This is a genomic window from Paraburkholderia sp. SIMBA_054 (assembly GCF_046534875.1).
Lineage (GTDB): Bacteria > Pseudomonadota > Gammaproteobacteria > Burkholderiales > Burkholderiaceae > Paraburkholderia > Paraburkholderia hospita.
Window position 1 is genome coordinate 94,016 of record NZ_JAWRXV010000020.1, and the last position, 19,653, is coordinate 113,668.

The following is a 19,653-nucleotide window of genomic DNA, read 5'->3' on the forward strand; positions in this document are numbered from 1 at the left end:
GTGACGCGCTGCCTTGCCAGCCGGGACTCGCGCCTGATGTGGCGGCGTGGCCTGCTTGCGCGATGCGCGTGGGTTCCTGCGAGGGCGTTCATGCCAATCGCTTGCGACATTCGTGCCTGGGCCGCTTCTTGCATGAGAACACGCGACGGACCGTCTATGAGGAACCCCAATGAACGTGATCGACAGGAATGTGATTGAGCGGCCGCATCTCGCTTCATCCGAGATGGACCTCATCTTTATCGAAGGCTTTGAGGGCGAGACGGTGATCGGCATCGACCCTGACGAACTGCATGACCGGCAACCCGTGCGCATCGATCTGTGGGCAGGCGTGCCGCACAGTCACGCGTGCGACACCGACCGGATCGGCGATACGATCGATTACAGCAAGGTGCACGCTGCGTTGGAATCGCTACTCGCCGCGCACAAGATGCAATTGCTGGAGGCGCTGGCGGAGTCGGTCGCGCAGATGCTGCTCGTCGACTTTGGCGCGCACTGGGTGCGCGTAACGCTTGCGAAGCCGAACAAGTTCACGAACGTGAAAGCGGTGGGCGTGACGATTGAACGGACTGTGCGGTGGCCGTGAGCACTGCATGCGCTGGCTGCGCGTGCCCGCACCTACATGCAGCTTTCGGCTGGCGTGCAGGAAACGCGCAGTAGTGACGGGTCGAGGCATGCAGCCGCAAACAGCGTCGCGACCGTGAGATCCGCGGTCGTGCCCGGATTGATACCGCCGCGTTTCAGCGTGTTGTCCCATGCGGCGAGTTCGACGGGGTCCGGCTCGGTCTGAGCATGCCACACGCGAGCATCGTGGCTGACCTGCCGCGCAAGCGCGATCCCATGCTTGCGCGCGATATGCGAGTCGGGCCAGTGCGATAGAAAGCCAAGCCAGGTTCTGAGCACTGCTCGCAACAGACGCGGTTGATCTACGGGGCCAACGTCCAATGCTGCGCGAAACTGCGTGAGCCCAAATCCAAGCACATCGGCGAAGCCATCCGCGTATTGCCGCGCGATGCTGTCGCGGTCGCTCGCGAGCGTCATCGCGCTGAGCAGATCAACCGTCGGTTCGGTGCCGACGTTCTGGCTGGGCGCGTCGCCGAGACCGCCCGGATTGGCGAGCGCAATCGCACGATAGGCGGCGCATGCGTCCGCGATATCCAGACGGGAGAGGGTAGCCTGTATCGCGAGGCGGGCATCGTGCGCGGTGGGTGTTGCATGCACCGGCTGCATCGCTTCGAACGCGTGCGCGAGCGGCGCGCACAGCAACACGATACCCAGATTGGTATTGCACCCGGCGGCGCCCGTCGAAAGACTCATCGCGCGTTCGATCCGCTCACCCACCGAAGTACCTCGGCCCGTCAACGCAGCACGAGCCGCTTGTGCGCTGGCGATGAAAAGGTCGGCCGTCATTCTGTGGCCGGGCGCACCGAAGCTGACGTTGCCGGGTTTCGCGCAGGCGACATCGAGCGTGCACGCCCACACGAACGCTTCCTCGATCAGATGCGGGCGGGCATCGAACATCACGCGACTTCCTTGACGTGGCTTGCTTGATCCGCAAGCGCCATCCGGCGATTCAACAGGTCATCGACGATACAGCCCGCGATATCGAACGGCGTCACCGTTTGCAGCCCGCGCCACGCCGCGACGCCATTGACTTCGATGACGGTCGCGCCGTATGGATTGTCTTCACACGGAATCAGGTCGACGCCTGCGTAGTCGAGTCCGAGCGCGGCGCTGGCGCGTTCGGCGAGCGTGGCGAGCGGTTCGTCGAGTTCGGCCGCTTCGCAGTGCGCGCCTTGCGCGACGTTATGCACCCAATGCTCGCTGACCCTGCGCATGGCAGTCACGGCCTTACCGCCGATCACCATCACGCGCCAGTCATAGCCGGGTGTGCTGATGGGCTTCACCAGACGCTGCAAATACGCGAGCTGCCCATACGCTTTCAGTGCAGGCAGCGGTTCACAACCCTCGCTATTCGCGCCGATCCGTGCAATGCCTTTGCCTTGCGAGCCGAATAGCGGCTTTATCACGAGATCATGACCGCTGGCGCTTTCGCGCATCAGCACGCGTTGTGCGAACGGGGCGGATTCTGTGACCCAGGTCGGCGGCGTCGGAATGCCCGCCCGATGCAGCAGAAACGTGGTCATCGATTTGTCGACGCTTCGTTCGATCGCGCGCGCATCGTTGTAGACAGGCACGCCGAGTTCCCGCAGCGCGTGCAGGATGCCAAGCCGCACGGTGACCTGTTCGAACGTTCCACCCGCGATGCCGCGCACGATGACGGCATCAGGCAGCCCGCGCCCATAGCCCGGAATCGCGAGTCCGTGCGGTGCATGCGTGGTGTCGAAGCGGCAATCGGCAAGATCGATGCAGCGGCCCGTCGCGCCGCGTGCGCGCAGTGCGCGCTTGAGGCGAGACGTATGCCAGCCGGTTTCGTCCGTCATGATCGCGACGGCGAGCGCGGTGCCTGTCATCTCAGACCTCTTCGAGCCAGAGCGGACGCAGAAGATCGAAACGCGTTGTGCCCGCGTGAAAGGTGCGCCCCGTGACGAGATTGCTCACCCAGACTTCGGCGGGCGCGAAGAGTGCGGGATCGATCTTGTAGAAATCGTATTCGTACTCCTTGAATACATCCGCAAACGGGCGGCCAAAGTCTTTCGACGCCGACGAGGGCAGCGCGCGCGCAAGCTCGCGGGCGGCTTCGTCACTGCCCGTCACGGTGAGATGGACACGGCCTCCGTACAGGATGGCATCGTTGGTGCGGCCCATGGCTTCGACGGGGTCCTGGGCGGGCGGCGGCAACGGCGCGCTGGCGGAACCTTCACCAATGTCGTTGAGCGCGAAACCCAGTTCATGCGCCTTGTGCAGCGCGACTTCGAGTGCGCGCGCGACCACTTGCGTGGTGCCTGCGCGGCTCGCTGTCGGCGTGAGAATCAGCGTGAGATTGCGCGGCTGCAGCTTGCAGTCGCGCAGGATCTTCTCGATGACGACTGCGGGTGGCGCGCGGTCCACTTCGAGCACGAGACAGCCCGTCGCCACGACGTCGCGATAAGCCAGTTCATCGAAAAGCGCTTCCTTGCAGGCGAGCGCGCGCGCCGGTCCCGAGCCGAGCGCAAAGAACTTCTTGCCGTCCGTTTCCTCCTTGCTGGCCGCGAGACTCCAGCCCGCGTACTGCGAGGCGAGGCAGGCCAGCACGGGTTGCGCACTGGCGATGTCGACGAAGGTCGGCCATTCGTCCGCCGCGTTGCGTGACGCGGCGGCACGCAGCGTGACCCGGCCCAGGCCGCCCATGCATATTTCGCCGATCGCGATACCGGCGGCGACGCTGCCGGGCGTGTCGATACCGGCATCGACGATCGTGACACCGTGTGCATCGCGCCGGACTGCGATGCCCAGTTCCGCGTGCCGCTCCAGCAGACTGGCGATCAAAGGCTGCACCAGTGTGTTGACGCTCAGGGTCGAACAGGACGCTGCCGCCGATGTCGAAACATCAGCGAGGGAGGATGAGGTCTGCATGGCCAGGTTTCCTGGTGGTGTCGATGGAGGCGATGGTTGCCGCGCGGGCGGCGAGTTCTGCGCGCACGGTGGCCGTCTGGGTGCCGTGCGCACAGACAGCCGATACGCTGCACAACGGCGCGCCTGCCGCAATGAAACTGCCGGTGACGGGGATATCGTGGCACCAGCCGAGATTCAACGCGCGCTGGACGAATTCGGGCGACACCGTGCGGTCGCGATCGGCGAAGACGATCTGCTCCCCGCATAGCGATGCCGTCTGCGCGGCGGCGCTCGACATGTCGACGTCGAGTGATGCGCCTGCGCACGCACGCACATGCAGCGACAGTAGCGAACGATTGGAGCCGCGCTCATACAGGGACATCGTGGCCGACGGCCTCGCGTTGACTTCGAGCACGAAGCAACGCTCGCCATCGATAATGAAGTCGAGGCTGTTGAGCCCCTTGAGCCGCGTGCGCGAAACGATTGCATTCACGGCGACTGTGATCTGCTGGCGAACGGGATCAGGCACGTCGACAGGACCGATTGCGCCGCCATAAACGAACGGCTGCCCGCCATGCGGAACGATCAGTTGTTCGTTGAACCCGATGATCGTGGCCTTGCGTGTATCGGCAATGAAAAGCGCCGACATCGAACGGCCAGGCTGATGACGCTGAAAATACCGGCCACCGCGCGATGCGTCGGTTGCATGCCACTGCGCGGCATGGCGAATATGCATGCCGCCCGTCCCATTGGCATCCTTTTCGAGCCAACCCGCCACGTCGACAGGCGCTTGCAACTGCATCTCGGGATGAGGGATCCCTGCATCGTCCAGCAGCGCAAAGAATCGCGCCGGGTCGCGCACGGCATCATACGATTCACGAGTATTACCGATCGTTGCAAGTGCGACGCGCCTGTCGTCGAGCAGATCGCGATGCGCTTCGAAACCCGCACCTGCGATCCAGCCAATCACATTCGGCGTTCGACTTGCGGCGTCGAGCGCTTCGCGTGTGCGCTGCGGATCGATCGACAACGACGCCGCGTCGCCGATGGAATGCCACATACCCGACGCGCGCCGCGTGTCAGTGTCGCCGAACAGATCCAGCACGATCACGCGCCAGCCCGCGCGCAGCGCCGATTCGGCCAGCATGCGCGCGCACAGCGCGGCAACCACGACGACAGGGGGCGACATGATGCCCTCAGGCCGTGGCGAGCGACGAGCGCTCGGTGACCACGCGGCGGGCCATGTCGAGCGCGTCGTCGAAGCCCAGATAGACCTTCTCTTTCGCGGCAAGCATCTGCATAAAGAGCCGCTGCTGCACTTCGTACTTGACGTTGCCGATCGCGAGCGCGCCGATGCCGAGCGCGTCGTGCTGACCGACGCGCTTGCCGTTGTCCATCACGCCGACGCCTGCGATCCCTGCGGGCGGCACGGCGTTCACATCGGCGGCCACGAGCAGGCGGGCAGCGCGGTTCACCTGCTGCGCGCTCATCACTTCGACACCAGCGGCGGCCGTGGCGAATACGACGTCGACGGAACTCAAGGTTGCGTCGAGCGCGTCCGCGCTGCTAGCGTCCGCGCCTTCGAGTTGCGCGCCAAAGCGCGCGCTGGCACGCTCGCATGCGTCGCGCGCGGCATCGAGCCCGCGGCTGCTGGCCAGCGCGACGCGCGCGCCTGCCTGCGCGGCGAGCATGCCGGCGATGAGCCCCACGGGTCCCGTTCCACCGAAGACGAGAATGCGCTTGCCGTCCAAACCCGTGTCGAAGGTGCTGCGCAATTGCCATTCGACACTCGCGACGAGCGCCGCCGCGGTTGTGAACGATCCGCTCGGGTCGGCGAACACGGAGACTTCGAACGGCGGCACCATGGCCTCGCGCGACAGGCGCAGCATGTCCACGGCCAGCATCACATCGCGTCCGCCGATAAAGATGCCCGTATGCGCGACCCCTTTGGGACCGCGCGAGAAAATGGCATCCTGGGTCAGCGGTCCGATCATCCTGGCATCGACGTCGGTGTACGGCACGACGACCTGATATCCGGCATCGACGGCCATGTTCACATCGAACGGGCTCATCTGCCGGCCGGGCGTAAACATGTGGAGAATGTGTTGGCGTTCCATGTTTCCTCGTCAAACAGGGTGGATCAATCCTGGGCCGACGCCCAGGTGACAGTGGCCCCCGAGTTGAGTCCGCTGACTATCTCGACTCGCAGCCCGGGGTCGATCGCCGCCGCCTCGCGCGCCGAGCGCAAGGCGTGTTCGGCTTCTTCCTGCGATTCCATGATGGCGAAGCCCGTCGGCCCCCACGAACTCTGACCCACGCCCGCGCAGTAGCGCGCGCCGATCCAGTCGAGTACCCGCCCGACTGCGGGGCTCGTATAGATACCGCCTTGCGACTTGGCGAAGTAACGGCCGATGCCGTCCTGCAGCGCGCTCACGCCTTGCGCGAACGGCGCGAACTCGCGTTCCGCGACGGCGGGCAGGATTTGCATCAAGGTCAGGTGACAGGCGTGCGCAGCGAGCGCCTGGGGAAACGGCGGCAAGGCGGCGAGCGCCTGGTGTTCGGCCGGCCCCGAGAGCCCGCTGCGCGATTCGTCGAACACGAGCATCACGCGCCACGAAGACGGGAAGTCGAATCGCGAGAGGACGGGCGGCAGCACACCCGGCCCGCGAGGACCGCCATCGACGATCAGACCGCCGCGTTCGAACCCGGCGATACCCACGCCCGAGCGCGCGCCGCGCGCGAGCGCGGGTGCCAGTTGTGTTGCGCTCAGGTCGAGCCCATGCAGGCGAGCAAACGCGTGCCCGACAGTGAGCGCGAGCTGCGTGCCGGAGCCGAGGCCCGCATGCGCGGGCAACGTACGCCGTAGCCGCACGTCGATGGGCGCATCGTTGCCCGTCAGATTGCGCAGCGTCTCGATGTGGGCGCGCACGCGCGGCAGTTCATCGCGAGCGGAAGGCTCGGCGGCGTAGTGATCGTCGTCGGCGGCGGAGAGCCGTGCGTCGAGCGTCGTGCTGATGCCGCCAATCACGAGCCCCAGACTGCCGAAGCGTCGCCCCAACGACGCACCGGGATCGAGAAATCCCAGATGCAGTCGACCGGGCGCATTCACGGTGACGATGCTGGTGTGCTTCGCAGTCGATTCAGCCATCGCATGTCGGCTCATATGCGCGTTCCCCAATCCCGTGACGGGTGATCGTTCCGGGGCCTTCAACGCAAGCGTTATGCCATGTGCGCCGCTATCGACTTCAAGCGCCTGTGCGCTGTGAGCGCACGCGGCGTGAATTTCCAGCTGGAGCCCGGACGGGCAGCGAGTTGCACTGTCGAACCTTGTGCAGAATCGGTGACACTTTGCTTCATGTCTGCGCGAAGGGACTCGCGGCATGAGCGGGCGGCGTGAGGTCGGCGAACTGTCCTTCCAGGTACGCGCCCGTCTTCTCGATCAGGAAGCGCCGGAATGCGACGCAGGCCGGCGACATCTGCTTCGCGTTCATATGGACCACGTGCCAGACGCGATCGATGGGCGTGCCGTTCACTTGCAGGATCGACACCTCGCGCGCCAGCAGTTCGAGCCGCAGCGTGTGCAGCGGCAAGACGCTCACGCCCATGCCCGCGACCACGGCCTGCTTGACGGTTTCGTGGCTGTCGAGCGCGAGTCTTCGGGCGGGTGTGAACAGATGATGCTGGAACATTTCCATCGCGACGGCCGCCGTGTCGGACCCCGGCTCACGCATCAGGAAGGTGTCATGGCGCAATTCGTGCAAGTCGAAGCGCGGTGCATCGACGAACGGATGCGTCGTGCTCGCGGCGATCACGTGCGGGTTGTAGGCGAGCGGTTCGCAGTGCGCGTCGAGTTCGGCGGGTGGTCGTCCCATCACGGCGAGATCGATCGCGTTGTCTTGCAACTGGCGCAGCAGCGCATCGCGGTTGCCAATCGAAAAGCGGATATCGACTTTCGGATACCGCTCCGCATAGCGCGAGATTTGCCGCGGCATGAAGTAGCGGGCGGTGCTGACGAGGCCGATGGAAATGGTGCCGCCATCCGCCGAAGAGAGCGAGCGCATCGCATCTTCGGCGTCCTTGATGTCGCCGAGAATCCGCTTCGCATGGTGCGAGAGCGTGGCTCCCGCTTCCGTGAGCGTGAGCCGCCGGCCGATGCGTTCGAACAGCGGCAGCCCGATGGCCTCTTCGAGCTGTTTGATCTGCATCGAGACGGCAGGCTGCGTCAGGTGCAGGTCTTCGGCGGCCCGGGCGAAGTTCTCGTACTGGGATGCCGCCGAGAAGATCTGCAACTGGCGCAGCGTGAGGTTGCGGAGCAGGTTAAGCATGATCAGGACTCCATGCCGCAGCAGATAAGCATCGCTTACAGCCCAGATAAAAATTACTGAGTTTCTCTTGAAGGTCCACTGGCTTACCGTGTTTGCCAGAGGGACATCGCAAGCAACCGACGATCGAGGAGTCACGATGAATGCACGAATTGCACCAGGCTTCCCGTTCAATCAACGCGACACGAGGCAACCGTGAACCCTGCACAAGCGACACTGTCGAGTTTCCTCGCCGACCATCTTGCTTCCCGTCGCGCGGCGGCACCGGGCGGCTTGCATGCCACTGACGCCGCCGGACTGTGCACCGTGATCGACGAGGTCGCGCAGGCAGTAGAAGCCATCGCGGCGCGCATTGCGCAGGGCGCGATTGGCGCGGCGCAGACGGTCGTGCAAGGACCCACGCCCTCGATTCACGATGCGTTGAGCGTCGCCGCAAACGATGTGATGACGTCGATGTGCGAGCGCAGCGTGGAGATCGCGGGCATGGTTTCGCCGTTCATGCAGTCCGCGTGCGCGACGTCGGCCGGCCGGTACGTGCTGTTCGCCGATCCCCTCGATGGCGCAGCCAATGCTGATTCGAACGCGGCGCTCGGCAGCATTTTCTCGATAAGGCACGCGGGCGCCGGCACGGCCGACGGCGGATGTGTGATCACGGGCACGAAGCAGCTTGCGGCCGGCTACGCGCTCTATGGACCGGCGACGCTCCTCGTGATCACTGTCGGGCGCGGCACGCATGGCTTCACGCTGTGCCGCGAGCGCGGCGAATTCGTGCTGACGCACGAGGCGATCCGCATTCCCGAACACGGAGTCGAACTGGCGATCAACGGCGGCAACGAGCGCTTCTGGGAGCCGCCCGTGCAGCGTTATGTGAGCGAGTGCAGGGATGGCAGCGCGGGCGTGCGCCAGCGCGACATCGACACGCGCTGGATTGCGTCGCTGGTCGCCGATACGCATCGCACGCTGTTGCGCGGCGGCCTGTGTCTTTATCCGCGCGCAAGCCGCTGCGCGCCGCGCGCCTCGCGTCAGCCGTTGCTGTATCAGGCGCAGGCGCTGGCATGGCTCGTCGAGCAGGCGGGGGGATGCGCTAGCACCGGGCGCGTGCGGGTGCTCGATGTGGCGGCCGATACGCATGGCTGTACGCCGATGTTTCTCGGCACGCAGCGCGAAGTCGAGCGGATCGAGCGCTACCACTGCGAGCACGAGCGAGGCGAGGATGCGCCGTTCACGTCGCCGCTCTTCAACGAGCGCTCGTTGTTTCGTCCCGAGGCGCGTGTGTAGCGCGCGTCCGTTTGCATGTCGATGACGGGCCGACGCGTCGCGCAGTGGGCCGCCGGATGTTCATGCGCGAAGCGCTGCAAGATGGAGTGAGAGCATGTCGATCAAGCATCCGATTGTCGCGGTAACGGGTTCGAGCGGGGCAGGGACGACGACCGTGATGAACAGCTTTCAGCACATCTTCCGGCGCGAGAGGCTCAATGCGCAGATTGTCGAAGGCGATGCGTTCCACCGCTTTGACCGTGCTGCGATGCGCGTCGCGATGAAAGAGGCGGAGGAAACCCGCCGTCAGTTCAGCCACTTCGGCCCGGAAGCGAACCTGCTGGAGGAACTCGCGGCGTTGTTTTGCGAGTACGCGGCAACGGGATGCGGACGGGTGCGCAGGTATCTGCACGACGAGGCGGAAGCGGCGGAATACGATCTCGAACCCGGCATGTTCGGACCGTGGACGGACATCGAGCCGCCTACCGATCTGCTTTTCTACGAGGGACTGCACGGCGGATTCATCGGCCGCGGCATCGATGTGGCGCAACACGCCGATCTGCTCGTGGGCGTCGTCCCCATCATCAACCTCGAATGGATCCAGAAGCTGCATCGGGACAAGACATTGCGCGGCTATTCGCAGGAAGCCGTGATGGACACGATCTTGCGCCGGATGCCGGACTACGCTCACCATATCTGTCCTCAGTTCAGCCGTACGCATGTCAACTTTCAGCGCGTGCCGACGGTGGACACGTCAAACCCCTTTACCGCCCGCGACATTCCGAGCGCCGACGAGAGCTTTGTCGTCATCCGCTTTACCAACCCGAAGGGAATCGACTTTCCCTATCTGCTGACGATGCTGCACGACTCCTTCATGAGCCGGCCCAATGTCATCGTCGTGCCGGGCGGCAAGATGGGGCTCGCCATGCAACTGATCTTCACGCCCATGATCCTGCAGATGATCGACCGCCAGAAGCGGGCGGCCTGAACGGTCTGCCGGAAAGTACCCCTTAGCTGTCTACAGGAGACACACATGCAAGTCATGCCGCGCAATCTGCCGATCGATGCCGTGCTGTTCGATCTCGACGGCACGCTGTTGCATACCTCGCCGGACATCGGCAATGCGCTCAACCGGGCGCTGACGGAAAACGGTTTTCCCTTGCTCGCACCCGGCGTTGCGCAGACCTTGATTGGCGGCGGCTCCGCGATACTGATCGACCGCGCGTTGACGCTGTTGGGTGTGGAGGCGCGCGCTTCGACGCTCGATCTCGTTCTGCGCCGCTACGAGACGTGCTACCACCAGCTTTGCCGCCATGAAGATCAACAGACGCAGCTGTATCCCGGCATCGAATCGACGCTCGACAGCTTGCGCGGCATGGGCCTCAAGCTCGGCGTGGTCACCAACAAGGAGTCGCGCTTCGTCGAGCCGCTGATGTGGCGCTTTGGCTTGCACGCATGGTTCGACATGATCGTCGACGGCGATGCGCGCTTGCCGCACAAGCCCGACCCCGATCCGCTTCTGCATGCCTGCGAGGCGTTGGGTGTCGATCCGGCGCATACGCTGTTTGTCGGCGATTGCGTGACGGATGCGCTTGCGGCGCAGGCGGCAGGCATGCCGATGGTGTGTGTGAGCTATGGATACAGCAGCGACCACCCGGTAAGCGAATTGCCGTGCATGCGCGTGATCGACACGATCGCCGAATTGACGGAGCTGATAGGCGGGCCGCGCAAATGGCACGGCTCAACGCGTATCGATCACGGCATCGCCGGGCAAGAGATGCCTGCAAGCCAGCTGAATTGAGTGAAAGAGAGGCGCGTCACGTCTTGATGTGTACGCGCCTCATTTTGCGGTACAGCGTATTGCGTGTGATGCCGAGCGCGATCGCCACCTGGCTCACGTTCCAGCGATGCTTGTCCAGCAGCGCGAGCAGGGCTTCGCGTTCGGCCAGCAGGATCGCATTGAGCGGCGCGGCGATATTTGTTTCGCCTTCTGCATCGGCGTCGTCGTCGGCTTCTTGCGGCACGGATGCTGTACTTGCAGCTGGCTGACGCTGCAGGTTCTTCTCCCGATGCACGAGCCACGCGGGCAGATGGGCCGTGGTGAGTTCATCGCCATCGCAAAGAGCGACCGCCGTGCGCAGCACGTTGCGAAGCTGGCGGATATTCCCGGGCCAGTCGCTATCGAGCAGAATCTGACGCACGTCGGCTGAAATCCGCAGGGCAGGGGTGTTCTCTTTTTCGAGCAGATGGCGGATCAACGCCAGCTTGTCCTTGCGCGCGCGCAGCGGAGGCAGTTCGAGCATCACACCGTTGAGGCGGTAGTACAGATCCTCGCGAAACTGACCACTTTCAACCAGTTCCGCCAGATCACGGTGGCTTGCGCTAACGAGCTGAAAGTCCACCTTGACGACGGTTTCGGAGCCGAGTGGCGTGACTTCGCGTTCTTCCAGCACCCGCAACAGGCGCGCCTGCAACGCGAGCGGCATGTCGCCGATCTCGTCGAGAAAGAGCGTGCCGCCATCGGCTTGCAGAATCTTGCCGCGTCGCCCTTCGCGTTGCGCGCCCGTGAAGGCGCCGGCGCGGTAGCCGAACAGTTCGCTCTCGATCAGATGTTCCGGCAACGAAGCACAGTTGACGGCGACAAACGGACCGCTGTTGCGCTCGCTTGCCGCATGCAGCGCATTGGCGAACACTTCCTTGCCGCTGCCCGTCTCGCCGTGAACCAGCACGGAAATGCCGCGATCGATCACGCGTGCGCCCAGATCGAACTGGCTGGCAATCTGCGCGTCGCCGAATTCGACACGCGATGCGCCTGTGGGCCGCATTGTGCGCGCTGGCCGTCGGGCGGGTGCGGGCGTCGCGGGTTGATCGGGTGCCGCGTCGTCGAAGGAAGCGGCAGCAGATGCCGGCGCGACCGCGTCGCGCGCGGCGCGATCGCGCGGTTCCTGCGCGACGACGAAAAAACGGCTCGACCCATGCGTGCGATAGATCGCGACGGGATAAAACGAACTGCGTGCACTGCGCGCCACGATTTCACTCAGCGATGCATTGAAGATTTCGGTGACGGATTGGCCTGCGATCTCATCGAGCGTCACGAAACCCAGTTGCACGAGTGCGCTGCGATTGGCGCCGAGTATCGTGCCGTCCTCATCGACCGTGAGCTTGCCCGCGTGCAGCGTGCCGACGAACTCAGGGCGGCTGTGAAACTGGATCCGGTAGGCCTGCGTATGACGCGCATCGAGCAAGCGGTTTTCGATCATCTGCCGGGACATGCCGACGAGCACGAGCGAATGTTGCTGCAATAGCGGTGAGCGGCTCGTGACGTCGAGCACGCCCGCGATCGCGCCGCGTTCGTCGAATACGGGCGCGGCCGCGCAAGTCAGCGTGGTGTAGCGCCTGTAGAAGTGTTCGTGCTGGCGCACGGCGATGCTTTTGCCTTCGGCGAGACAGGTGCCCATGCCGTTGGTGCCAGCTGCCCGTTCGTTCCATATGGCGCCAGCGCACAATCCCCAGTCTTCGACTTCGCCTGCGAATTCGGGCGACGACGCGAGATGCAGGATGACGCCATCCGCGTCGGTCATCACGACGGCGAGTTCGAGATCGCCGAGCTGCTGATAGAGCGTCGCCATTTCGAGCTTCGCGCAATCGATCAGATCCGTGCTCTGCTCGCGGCGCAGCGCAAGTTCCGCGCTTGTCATCACGGGGGGCGCCACGCACACGTCAGGATCGAGTCCATAGTCTTCGATGCAGCGCGTCCATGAGCGGACCACGGGCGCGCTCGGGGCGAATCCGCCAAGAAGACGCTCGCGCATGATGGCTTCGACCTGCTTATCCTTTTCCGCGAGCGGCTGGCATGACGACATGGTGGACATCTCCGGGGAATCGTGGGCGATCATGCATGCGGACATGTGCGCCACATTGAAGCCCATTATTGGCAATCCAGTCTGGCGTGACAATCAGCCCTGATGGACTACCTCCCGGGGAGTAGAGGTAAACGAGAGTGACGATGCGACATGGCGGGCGAGCGCGCAGCACGTCGCGGCCGCGTGCATGGTGAACGCGGCCGGTGCGGTCAAACGAAAGGAAAAACCGGGCGGCGCGAAAGTGCGCCGCTGTATCAGTGGTGCGAACGCGAGCCGTGCTCCTGCTGCCACAGGACGGCTTCAAGACGCGAGTGAAGGTCGAGCTTGCGCAGCACGTGCTTGACGTGCACCTTCACGGTCCCCACGCTGATATCGAGCTTGCGCGCGATGGCCTTGTTGCACAGGCCCGCCACCAGATGGTCGAACACTTCGACCTCGCGTGCCGTCAGATCGTTCTGCGCAGCGGGAATGCGCTGGCCGCCCGAGAGGGCATGAACGAGACTGCCCGTGACGGACTCGCTGAGGACGGCCGTGCCCTTGAGCGCCTTTTGCAGCGATATGCACAGGTCTTCGGGGTCCATGTCCTTCAACAGATAGCCGTGCGCGCCCGCGCGCAACGCGGCCACCACGTCGCGCTCATTGTCGGACACCGTCAGCATGATGAAACGCGCGTCCACGCCTGCTTCGCGCATGCCTTCCAGTGTTTCGATACCGTTCATGCGCGGCATGTTCAGGTCGATCAGGACGACGTCCGGCTTGAGCCGGACGGCCATCTCGATGCCATCGTGGCCCGAGGTCGCTTCGCCCGCGATCTCGAACGCCGGGTTCATCTGGATCAGTTGCGCGACGCCCTTGCGAAACAACGCGTGGTCGTCGATGAGAAGTACTGTGTGAGGGACCATCTGCTCTTCCTGGGCTCATGGCTGCATAAACTGCGCGGTGTGGCGCAGTGCGATGTCTTGAACGTGCGAGCGGTGGCTTATTGTTTTTGTTGCCAGTTTGTTGCGAGCCTGAGTTTAACAACTTAAACCAATTGAAAAAAAATTTTGTACCCGGAATGCAGGCACATTCCGGGTTTTCCATAGTGCGGGCTAGAAGTGTCCGCGCAGTTCTTCTGCAATGTCGAAGATGTCACCCACGATGCCGTACTTCGCAATCGAGAAGATCGACGCCTCAGGGTCGGTGTTGACGGCGATGATGTTCTCGACGTGCTTCATCCCCGCCATGTGCTGAACGGAGCCGGAGATGCCCAGGGCGAGGTAGAGCTTGCAGTTCGCCGCCGTCTTGCCGGACTGGCCGACCTGATGAGCCTTGGGCAGCCAGCCGGAGTCGGCGATGGGACGCGAGCAGCCGAGCGTCGCGCCCAGCGAACTGGCCAGCTCGCGGAACTGTTCGACGTGGGTTTCTTCGCCGATGCCACGGCCAATCGATGTGATGAATTCCGCGCCGGGAATATCCACGTCGCTGCTCGCGGCGGGTTCCTCGAACGAAATGTGCTGGCTGCGCGGCGTGACGGCAGGTGCGTCGAACTGGCTGATTTCGGGCGCACCCGCGCTGTCTGGCGCCTTGAAAGCGCCGGGGCGGATGGTCACGACGACGGTGGCGCGGCCAGGAAACTCGATCTCCATGTTGACCTTTTGCCCATAGCCGGAGCGCGTGGCGATCCAGCCTTCACCGTCGCGCGCCAGTCCGAAGGCGTCGGTGGTGAAGCCGTAGTTCCCTTTGACCGCGAGGGGCGCGGCGTAACCCAGCGTATCGATCGTATGGGGCAGCAGCACGAGCGACGGCTTCCGTGCTTCGATCAGTGCGTGCGCAACAGCCTGATAGGTATCAGGATCGAACGCGTCGTTCTCGGTCTGCACGGTGACGATCTCGTCGACACCCGCGAGCTTGAGCGCGTCGGCGAACGTGGCGGGCGTTGCGCCCAGCACGGCGACCGTCACGCGTTCGCCGCCCGCTTCCCGCGCAGCGACGGCTGCGCCGATCACTTCGACGCTCACAGGGCGCAACTGCCCCTGACGATGTTCAGCAATAACCAGAATCCCGCTCATTACGCTTCCCCCCGAAATTCCTTGATGATGCCCGCGAGGCGGGCGGCCTGTTCGGCTGGCGTGCCCTCGATCATCTGCGCGCGGCCGAGTTCGGGCACATACACGCGCCTGATGCGCGAGAGCGAGCCTTGCTTGCCCGTTTCGTCGGCGGGCAAGCCGAGCGCGTCCGGCGCAATGGTTTCGATCGGCCGCGACGCCGCCTGCTTGATGCCGCGCAGCGACGCGTAGCGCGGCGTGTTGATACCGAGCTGCAGCGTCAGGACGGCAGGGCATTGCACGGTGACATTCGCGTACGCACCGCCTTCGAGCTCGCGACGCGCGCTCGCCGTGCCCGCGCCGGGCGTGTATTCCAGACCGGCCACGACAGCCGCGTGCGGCCAGTCGAGTAGGCCGGCGAGCGCCATGCCCGTAGCGCCGTAGGCGTGGTCGGAGGCCTGCACGCCGGCGAAGATCATGTCGGGGGCTTCGCGGCGCGCAAGCGCAGCGAGCGCGCGGGCAATGCCGATCGGGTCCGCTTCTTCCAGTTCGTCGCTCCAGACGCGGATCGCGCGATCCGCGCCTTTGGCCAGACACTTGCGCAGTTCTTCGTCGGCCCGGTCGGGACCGACGGTGACGACTACGACCTCGATGGCGTCGCTATTGCCGCTCTCCTTCAGACGCAGTGCTTCTTCGAGCGCGTAGTGATCCCATTCGTTGAGGTCGAAAACATGAAAGTCTGCTTCGACATCGCGGTCGTCGTCGCGCAGCTCGAAATCTTCATCGAGTGACGCGACCTGCTTGATGGTGACGAGTATCTTCATCCTGCCTCCTCCACTGATGTGGTCAGTTGATGTGTGCATGTCTCAGGTGTGTCGGCTGCGCCAGCGGGCACGCTGTGCTGACGCTGGCGATCGAGTGCTGCGGCGAGTGAGCTGGCAAGTGAGCCGGCGAGATGGCCGAACATGCGCGCGCGGGCCTCCGTGTCAGGTTCGAAGCGCATGCGCCAGCGGTCCGCGTCGGTCAGGCTGGGATGCATGAACACGAGCACGCGGTGCAGCGGATACGATTCGTCGCGCAACGGCAGCAACACCCGCCGTTGCGCATGACGGTTCAGGATGACGGCCCGCCGCACATCGGGCGACGCATGTTCGGCAAGACGCGAGAGCGTCGCCTGTGGCGTGCCGCGATGGCGTGCAACGCCCGCCAGCACGTCGATATCGGTGTCCTGTATCAGCCGGTGCAGCACGGCACCCGACAGTTCGTCGCGCAGCGCGACGCCCGCGCGTACCCACGCGACCTCGTCGCTGGCGAGCAGCGCGAGCAGCGGCGCCGGGCACGCGGGGTGACGCGTCACCGAACGGCGCACATCCGCTTCACGATCACGCGCGAGCCGGTCGAGCCAGATACGTGGGCATGCGCGATTGCGCGCGAGACTGCTGCGCACCCACACGTCGCCGTCTTCGGCAAGCCAATCCACGACCTTGAGCGGCAGGTCGTCACGCACGGCGACGGCACGGCGGACCAGCGTGTCGGCATCGAAGCACAGCAGAACGAGCGCGCCTGCGGGTGTGGCGGGATTGGTGGCGGCGGCGCGCCGTACGGCGGGGTCATCGTCGCGCGCAAGCGCAGTCAGGATTTCGCCCGTGGTCTGCACGTTCAACGCGAGACTGCGCCGCTCGGGACTGGACGCCGGGATACTGCGCAACAGCTCGTGCGGGCACGCGGCGTGGCGCAGTACCTGAGCGCGCACTGCGCTTTCGCGCGTACTCCGCCACAGCTGATGCAGCGTATGCGCATCGGTCGCGAAGTGAATGGCGAGCAGCCGTTGCAGCGGTTCAATGCCGCGGCCGGCCAGTTGCGCGAGCAGATCCGTTTGCACGCCGACGTTCTCGCACAACGAGCGCAACGTCTCGATGCTGTCGGCGCTCGCGGCGAGCGACGCAAGCAGCGCGGGCGGCGCCAGCGGATGCCGCGCGATCAGTTGCGCGACGCGTTGCACGGTACGTCGATAGTCGGCTTCGCCCTCGGGGCGATTCATGACGAACGAAGCGGCGAGCGTCTGCAGTGCCTCGGCAGGCGTCGCGGCGTTGCGGGCAAGACGCGTCGCGAGCGTGACATCCGCATCCGCTGCGGCGAGCGTGGCAAGCCGCGCGAGCGCCACGGGCGGGGCGTGTGGGAACGCCGCGAGCGCAAGCCGATCGCTGCGCGAACCGAACATGCGGGCTTCGAGCCGCTTGCGATCCCCGCTTGCCGCGTGCGGGTAAAGCATCGCGGACGTGAATACATCAGAGGCGTCGAGCGCGAGCCGCACCAGTTCCCGCCAGTGGCGACGCAGTCGCGCACCCTCGCGCGCCGCGTTCGCGGCGCAGGGTTCTGCTTCGGCAGGGCGGGGAAAGGTCGTCATGGCGGTTATCGCGTGGCGCCCATCAGACGTCGGCCGTCACGCGGACATCGTCCGCAGGCGGGGCATTGCCGTCGACTTCCGTCAGACTCTCGGCGATCAGCTCGATCAGCTCGCGCACGATGAAGCGTCCTTCGTAGCCGCTCGTCTTGAGTGCGTCCTCGAACATCGTCAGGTCTTTCGGGCAGCACACGACGAATACCTCCAGCCCCTCGATAGCCGCCGCTTCCTTCATGCGGTTCTGTGAAGGCTTCTCCTGGCCGACGGGATCGTTCATCCAGATACGTCCGCCGCCTGCGCCACAGCAGAACGAGTTGTCGCGCGAGCGGCCCATTTCGACCAGTTCGCAACCGAGTGCTTCGATGATCTGGCGCGGCGCGTCATAACCCTTGTTGAAGCGGCCAAGATGGCAAGGATCATGGAAGGTCACGCGATAATCCAGCTTGCGCTTCGGGCGTATCGTGCCCTCGGCCAGCATGCGGGCCACCACACTCGTGTAATGCTCGATTTCGAAGTTTCCGCCGAAGTCCGGGTACTCGTTGCGGATCGTGTTGTACGAGTGCGGGTCCGTCGTGATGATGCGGCCGAATTGCGAAGTGCCGAGCGTCGCGATGTTCTGGGCGGCGAGCAATTCATACAGGCCTTCTTCGCCGACGCGCCGTACGTCGTTGCCCGCATTCGATTCGCCTTCGAACAGCAGGCCGAAATCCACGCCTGAGTCGTGCAGCAGCGTCGCGAAGGCCTGGGTGACGCGCTGGTTGCGTGGATCGAACGAAGCATAGTCGCCGACGAACCACAGTAGATCGACGGGCTCCTTGCGTGCGTCCTTGATCGTGAACGGCAGGGTTTTGGTCCACGCGGCGCGTTTGCGCTTCGATTCGTTGAACGAGTTGCCGTTCTTGTGGATCGCCTGCAGCGTCTTTTGCACTTGCGGCTCCATTTCACCGTCTTCAACCAGGTTGCGGCGCAGTTGCACGATGATGGGTACGTGCTCGACGGCAACGGGGCAGATCTCGACGCAGGCCATGCAGGTCCGGCACGACCAGATCGTTTCCATGAACACCTGGCCGATGTCCTTGCCATGCACGTCGAGCTTCACTTCTTCGGGCAGGGTGTTTTTCTCCAGCGCATCGTTCGCGAACTCGCGCAGCGACAGGATCACGTCGCGCGGCGACAGCGGCGCGCCGACTGCGCGGGCGGGGCAGGCTTCATGACAGCGGCCGCATTTGGTGCAGGCATCGAGATTGAGCAGATGCTTCCACGTGAAGTCGGTGATGGTCTTGTAGCCGGCGCGCTCGGCGTCCGGTTCGACTTTCGGCAGGCGCTGCGCAGCGAGAGGATCGCGCATCAGAAGCGACCCGCTTGCGGTGAAAATGTGCTTTACCTTCGTGTACGGAATCAGCGCAATGAAGGTGAGCGCGAGCGCGCCGTGGAACCACCACAGGCCCGTGCGCAGCACGTAGGCGGCCGAAGCGCTGAGTCCCGCGCCGCGCATGATTTCGGCGAGCAGGGCTGCGACGGGCGACCACCAGCGCGTCTCCCATACGATGGCGCGGTCCTGCAGCCACACCAGCCGCAACGCGCTCAGCACGAAGCCCGTGATGCCGATCAGCACGAGCGACCACAGGAACGCCCAGTCTTCGCGGCGATATCCGCTGCGGTCATAGTCGGGGTCGCCGGGCTGCCGGTCGGGGCGCGCGTAATTGAGTTTCGGTGGCTTGATCCAGCCGCGCCGCACCATCATGTAGATCAGGCCGCCAACCAGCGACAGGCCGGCGAGGTTCATCGCCAGTTTGAAAAACAGATAGAAGTTGCCGTTCCAGAAGTGAAAGCCGAGAAAGCGTGCCGTGATGTCGTAGTCGACCGTGACGGTGGCCGTGCCGGCAAACAGGACTGCGAAGCCGTAGAAAATGAAGCGGTGCGCGCGGCCTGCCGCCGGGTCGCGGCGCGCGATCGTGCGGTGATTCAGCACGACGCGCACCATCGCGCCGATACGCGCGCGCAGATCGATGGGGCCGACTACGGGCTTGCCGCGCCGGTACTTGCGCACCTGGATGTAGACGCCCCATGCGAACGCGGCCATCGCGGCGACGCCGGCCAGATAGAACAGCACGATCGCGAACGTGGGGAAGCCCTCGAAGAGGATCCGGGTGACGTTGACGGGGTCGAAAGTCGCTGCGCTCGACATGGGCTCGTCCGTTGAAAGAGTAAAGGGGATCGCGCACCACGGCACCCGCCATGCGGGCCACCCGATCCGGGTGACCCGCGCAGCGCGATGCGCGTGGCGT

General features: G+C 64.6%; 17 protein-coding genes. 4 read left to right on the forward strand and 13 right to left on the reverse strand.

All coding sequences use genetic code 11. From position 1 onward, the window contains the following. Positions 1–169: 169 nt before the first annotated feature. Positions 170–583: a dihydroneopterin aldolase gene (locus tag SB822_RS24255; RefSeq protein ID WP_410855776.1), complete on the forward strand. Its 414-nt coding sequence runs from the start codon at positions 170–172 to the stop codon at positions 581–583. Positions 584–615: 32 nt separating this feature from the next. On the opposite strand, the gene SB822_RS24260 is transcribed toward SB822_RS24255, so the two are convergent. From SB822_RS24260 to SB822_RS24290, 7 genes are all read right to left on the reverse strand, one after another. Continuing rightward, a complete protein-coding gene (locus SB822_RS24260; protein WP_410855777.1) occupies positions 616–1,518 on the reverse strand; it encodes a triphosphoribosyl-dephospho-CoA synthase in 903 nt (300 codons plus the stop codon). Continuing rightward, a complete protein-coding gene (locus SB822_RS24265; protein ID WP_410855778.1) occupies positions 1,518–2,471 on the reverse strand; it encodes a RimK family alpha-L-glutamate ligase in 954 nt (317 codons plus the stop codon). The genes SB822_RS24260 and SB822_RS24265 overlap by 1 nt, the downstream gene beginning before the upstream one ends. 1 nt (position 2,472) lies before the next feature. Continuing rightward, complete coding sequence (mch, locus tag SB822_RS24270; protein WP_410855779.1) at positions 2,473–3,513, reverse strand: methenyltetrahydromethanopterin cyclohydrolase; 1,041 nt, start codon at positions 3,511–3,513, stop codon at positions 2,473–2,475. Continuing rightward, positions 3,488–4,681 carry an ATP-grasp domain-containing protein gene (locus SB822_RS24275; RefSeq protein ID WP_410855780.1) on the reverse strand — a complete coding sequence of 398 codons (1,194 nt, stop codon included), beginning with the start codon at positions 4,679–4,681 and terminating at the stop codon, positions 3,488–3,490. The genes mch and SB822_RS24275 overlap by 26 nt, the downstream gene beginning before the upstream one ends. Before the next feature lie 7 nt (positions 4,682–4,688). Next, positions 4,689–5,609 carry an NAD(P)-dependent methylenetetrahydromethanopterin dehydrogenase gene (locus SB822_RS24280; protein ID WP_086914418.1) on the reverse strand — a complete coding sequence of 307 codons (921 nt, stop codon included), beginning with the start codon at positions 5,607–5,609 and terminating at the stop codon, positions 4,689–4,691. Between the two features lie 23 nt (positions 5,610–5,632). Then, positions 5,633–6,640: a beta-ribofuranosylaminobenzene 5'-phosphate synthase family protein gene (locus SB822_RS24285; RefSeq protein ID WP_410855781.1), complete on the reverse strand. Its 1,008-nt coding sequence runs from the start codon at positions 6,638–6,640 to the stop codon at positions 5,633–5,635. Positions 6,641–6,845: 205 nt separating this feature from the next. Then, positions 6,846–7,817, reverse strand: a complete 972-nt coding sequence (locus tag SB822_RS24290; protein ID WP_086914416.1) for a LysR substrate-binding domain-containing protein — start codon at positions 7,815–7,817, stop codon at positions 6,846–6,848. Positions 7,818–8,009: 192 nt separating this feature from the next. Between SB822_RS24290 and SB822_RS24295 the strand changes: the two genes are divergently transcribed. The 3 genes from SB822_RS24295 to gph all read left to right on the forward strand — a co-directional run bounded on the left by SB822_RS24295 (position 8,010) and on the right by gph (position 10,872). Continuing rightward, positions 8,010–9,092 carry a class 1 fructose-bisphosphatase gene (locus tag SB822_RS24295; protein WP_410855782.1) on the forward strand — a complete coding sequence of 361 codons (1,083 nt, stop codon included), beginning with the start codon at positions 8,010–8,012 and terminating at the stop codon, positions 9,090–9,092. 94 nt (positions 9,093–9,186) lie between these two features. Next, a complete protein-coding gene (locus SB822_RS24300) occupies positions 9,187–10,059 on the forward strand; it encodes a phosphoribulokinase (RefSeq protein ID WP_079501844.1) in 873 nt (290 codons plus the stop codon). Positions 10,060–10,104: 45 nt separating this feature from the next. Then, a complete protein-coding gene (gene gph / locus SB822_RS24305; RefSeq protein WP_410855783.1) occupies positions 10,105–10,872 on the forward strand; it encodes a phosphoglycolate phosphatase in 768 nt (255 codons plus the stop codon). A gap of 16 nt (positions 10,873–10,888) precedes the next feature. On the opposite strand, the gene SB822_RS24310 is transcribed toward gph, so the two are convergent. From SB822_RS24310 to SB822_RS24335, 6 genes are all read right to left on the reverse strand, one after another. Continuing rightward, complete coding sequence (locus SB822_RS24310) at positions 10,889–12,934, reverse strand: sigma-54-dependent Fis family transcriptional regulator (protein ID WP_410855784.1); 2,046 nt, start codon at positions 12,932–12,934, stop codon at positions 10,889–10,891. Between the two features lie 254 nt (positions 12,935–13,188). Beyond that, a complete protein-coding gene (gene narL / locus SB822_RS24315) occupies positions 13,189–13,836 on the reverse strand; it encodes a two-component system response regulator NarL (RefSeq protein WP_007585721.1) in 648 nt (215 codons plus the stop codon). 189 nt (positions 13,837–14,025) lie between these two features. Continuing rightward, on the reverse strand, positions 14,026–14,985 hold the full coding sequence (locus tag SB822_RS24320; protein WP_079501842.1) for an electron transfer flavoprotein subunit alpha/FixB family protein: 960 nt from the start codon (positions 14,983–14,985) through the stop codon (positions 14,026–14,028). Further along, complete coding sequence (locus SB822_RS24325; RefSeq protein ID WP_042306480.1) at positions 14,985–15,785, reverse strand: electron transfer flavoprotein subunit beta/FixA family protein; 801 nt, start codon at positions 15,783–15,785, stop codon at positions 14,985–14,987. The genes SB822_RS24320 and SB822_RS24325 overlap by 1 nt, the downstream gene beginning before the upstream one ends. Then, complete coding sequence (locus SB822_RS24330) at positions 15,782–17,368, reverse strand: hypothetical protein (protein ID WP_410855785.1); 1,587 nt, start codon at positions 17,366–17,368, stop codon at positions 15,782–15,784. The genes SB822_RS24325 and SB822_RS24330 overlap by 4 nt, the downstream gene beginning before the upstream one ends. Positions 17,369–17,390: 22 nt before the next feature. Then, entirely contained in the window at positions 17,391–19,553 is a 2,163-nt protein-coding gene (locus SB822_RS24335; protein WP_410855786.1) for a heterodisulfide reductase-related iron-sulfur binding cluster, read from the reverse strand. Positions 19,554–19,653 lie beyond the last annotated feature (100 nt).

Coding starts and splice junctions, on each gene's coding strand:
- SB822_RS24300 (WP_079501844.1), top strand. CDS start 9,187: ATGTCGATCAAGCATCCGATTGTCGCGGTAACGGGTTCGAGCGGGGCA.
- SB822_RS24335 (WP_410855786.1), bottom strand. CDS start 19,553: ATGTCGAGCGCAGCGACTTTCGACCCCGTCAACGTCACCCGGATCCTC.
- SB822_RS24285 (WP_410855781.1), bottom strand. CDS start 6,640: ATGGCTGAATCGACTGCGAAGCACACCAGCATCGTCACCGTGAATGCG.
- SB822_RS24265 (WP_410855778.1), bottom strand. CDS start 2,471: ATGACAGGCACCGCGCTCGCCGTCGCGATCATGACGGACGAAACCGGC.
- gph (WP_410855783.1), top strand. CDS start 10,105: ATGCAAGTCATGCCGCGCAATCTGCCGATCGATGCCGTGCTGTTCGAT.
- SB822_RS24325 (WP_042306480.1), bottom strand. CDS start 15,785: ATGAAGATACTCGTCACCATCAAGCAGGTCGCGTCACTCGATGAAGAT.
- SB822_RS24280 (WP_086914418.1), bottom strand. CDS start 5,609: ATGGAACGCCAACACATTCTCCACATGTTTACGCCCGGCCGGCAGATG.
- mch (WP_410855779.1), bottom strand. CDS start 3,513: ATGCAGACCTCATCCTCCCTCGCTGATGTTTCGACATCGGCGGCAGCG.
- SB822_RS24310 (WP_410855784.1), bottom strand. CDS start 12,934: ATGTCGTCATGCCAGCCGCTCGCGGAAAAGGATAAGCAGGTCGAAGCC.
- SB822_RS24275 (WP_410855780.1), bottom strand. CDS start 4,681: ATGTCGCCCCCTGTCGTCGTGGTTGCCGCGCTGTGCGCGCGCATGCTG.
- SB822_RS24330 (WP_410855785.1), bottom strand. CDS start 17,368: ATGACGACCTTTCCCCGCCCTGCCGAAGCAGAACCCTGCGCCGCGAAC.
- SB822_RS24290 (WP_086914416.1), bottom strand. CDS start 7,817: ATGCTTAACCTGCTCCGCAACCTCACGCTGCGCCAGTTGCAGATCTTC.
- SB822_RS24320 (WP_079501842.1), bottom strand. CDS start 14,985: ATGAGCGGGATTCTGGTTATTGCTGAACATCGTCAGGGGCAGTTGCGC.
- SB822_RS24260 (WP_410855777.1), bottom strand. CDS start 1,518: ATGTTCGATGCCCGCCCGCATCTGATCGAGGAAGCGTTCGTGTGGGCG.
- SB822_RS24255 (WP_410855776.1), top strand. CDS start 170: ATGAACGTGATCGACAGGAATGTGATTGAGCGGCCGCATCTCGCTTCA.
- narL (WP_007585721.1), bottom strand. CDS start 13,836: ATGGTCCCTCACACAGTACTTCTCATCGACGACCACGCGTTGTTTCGC.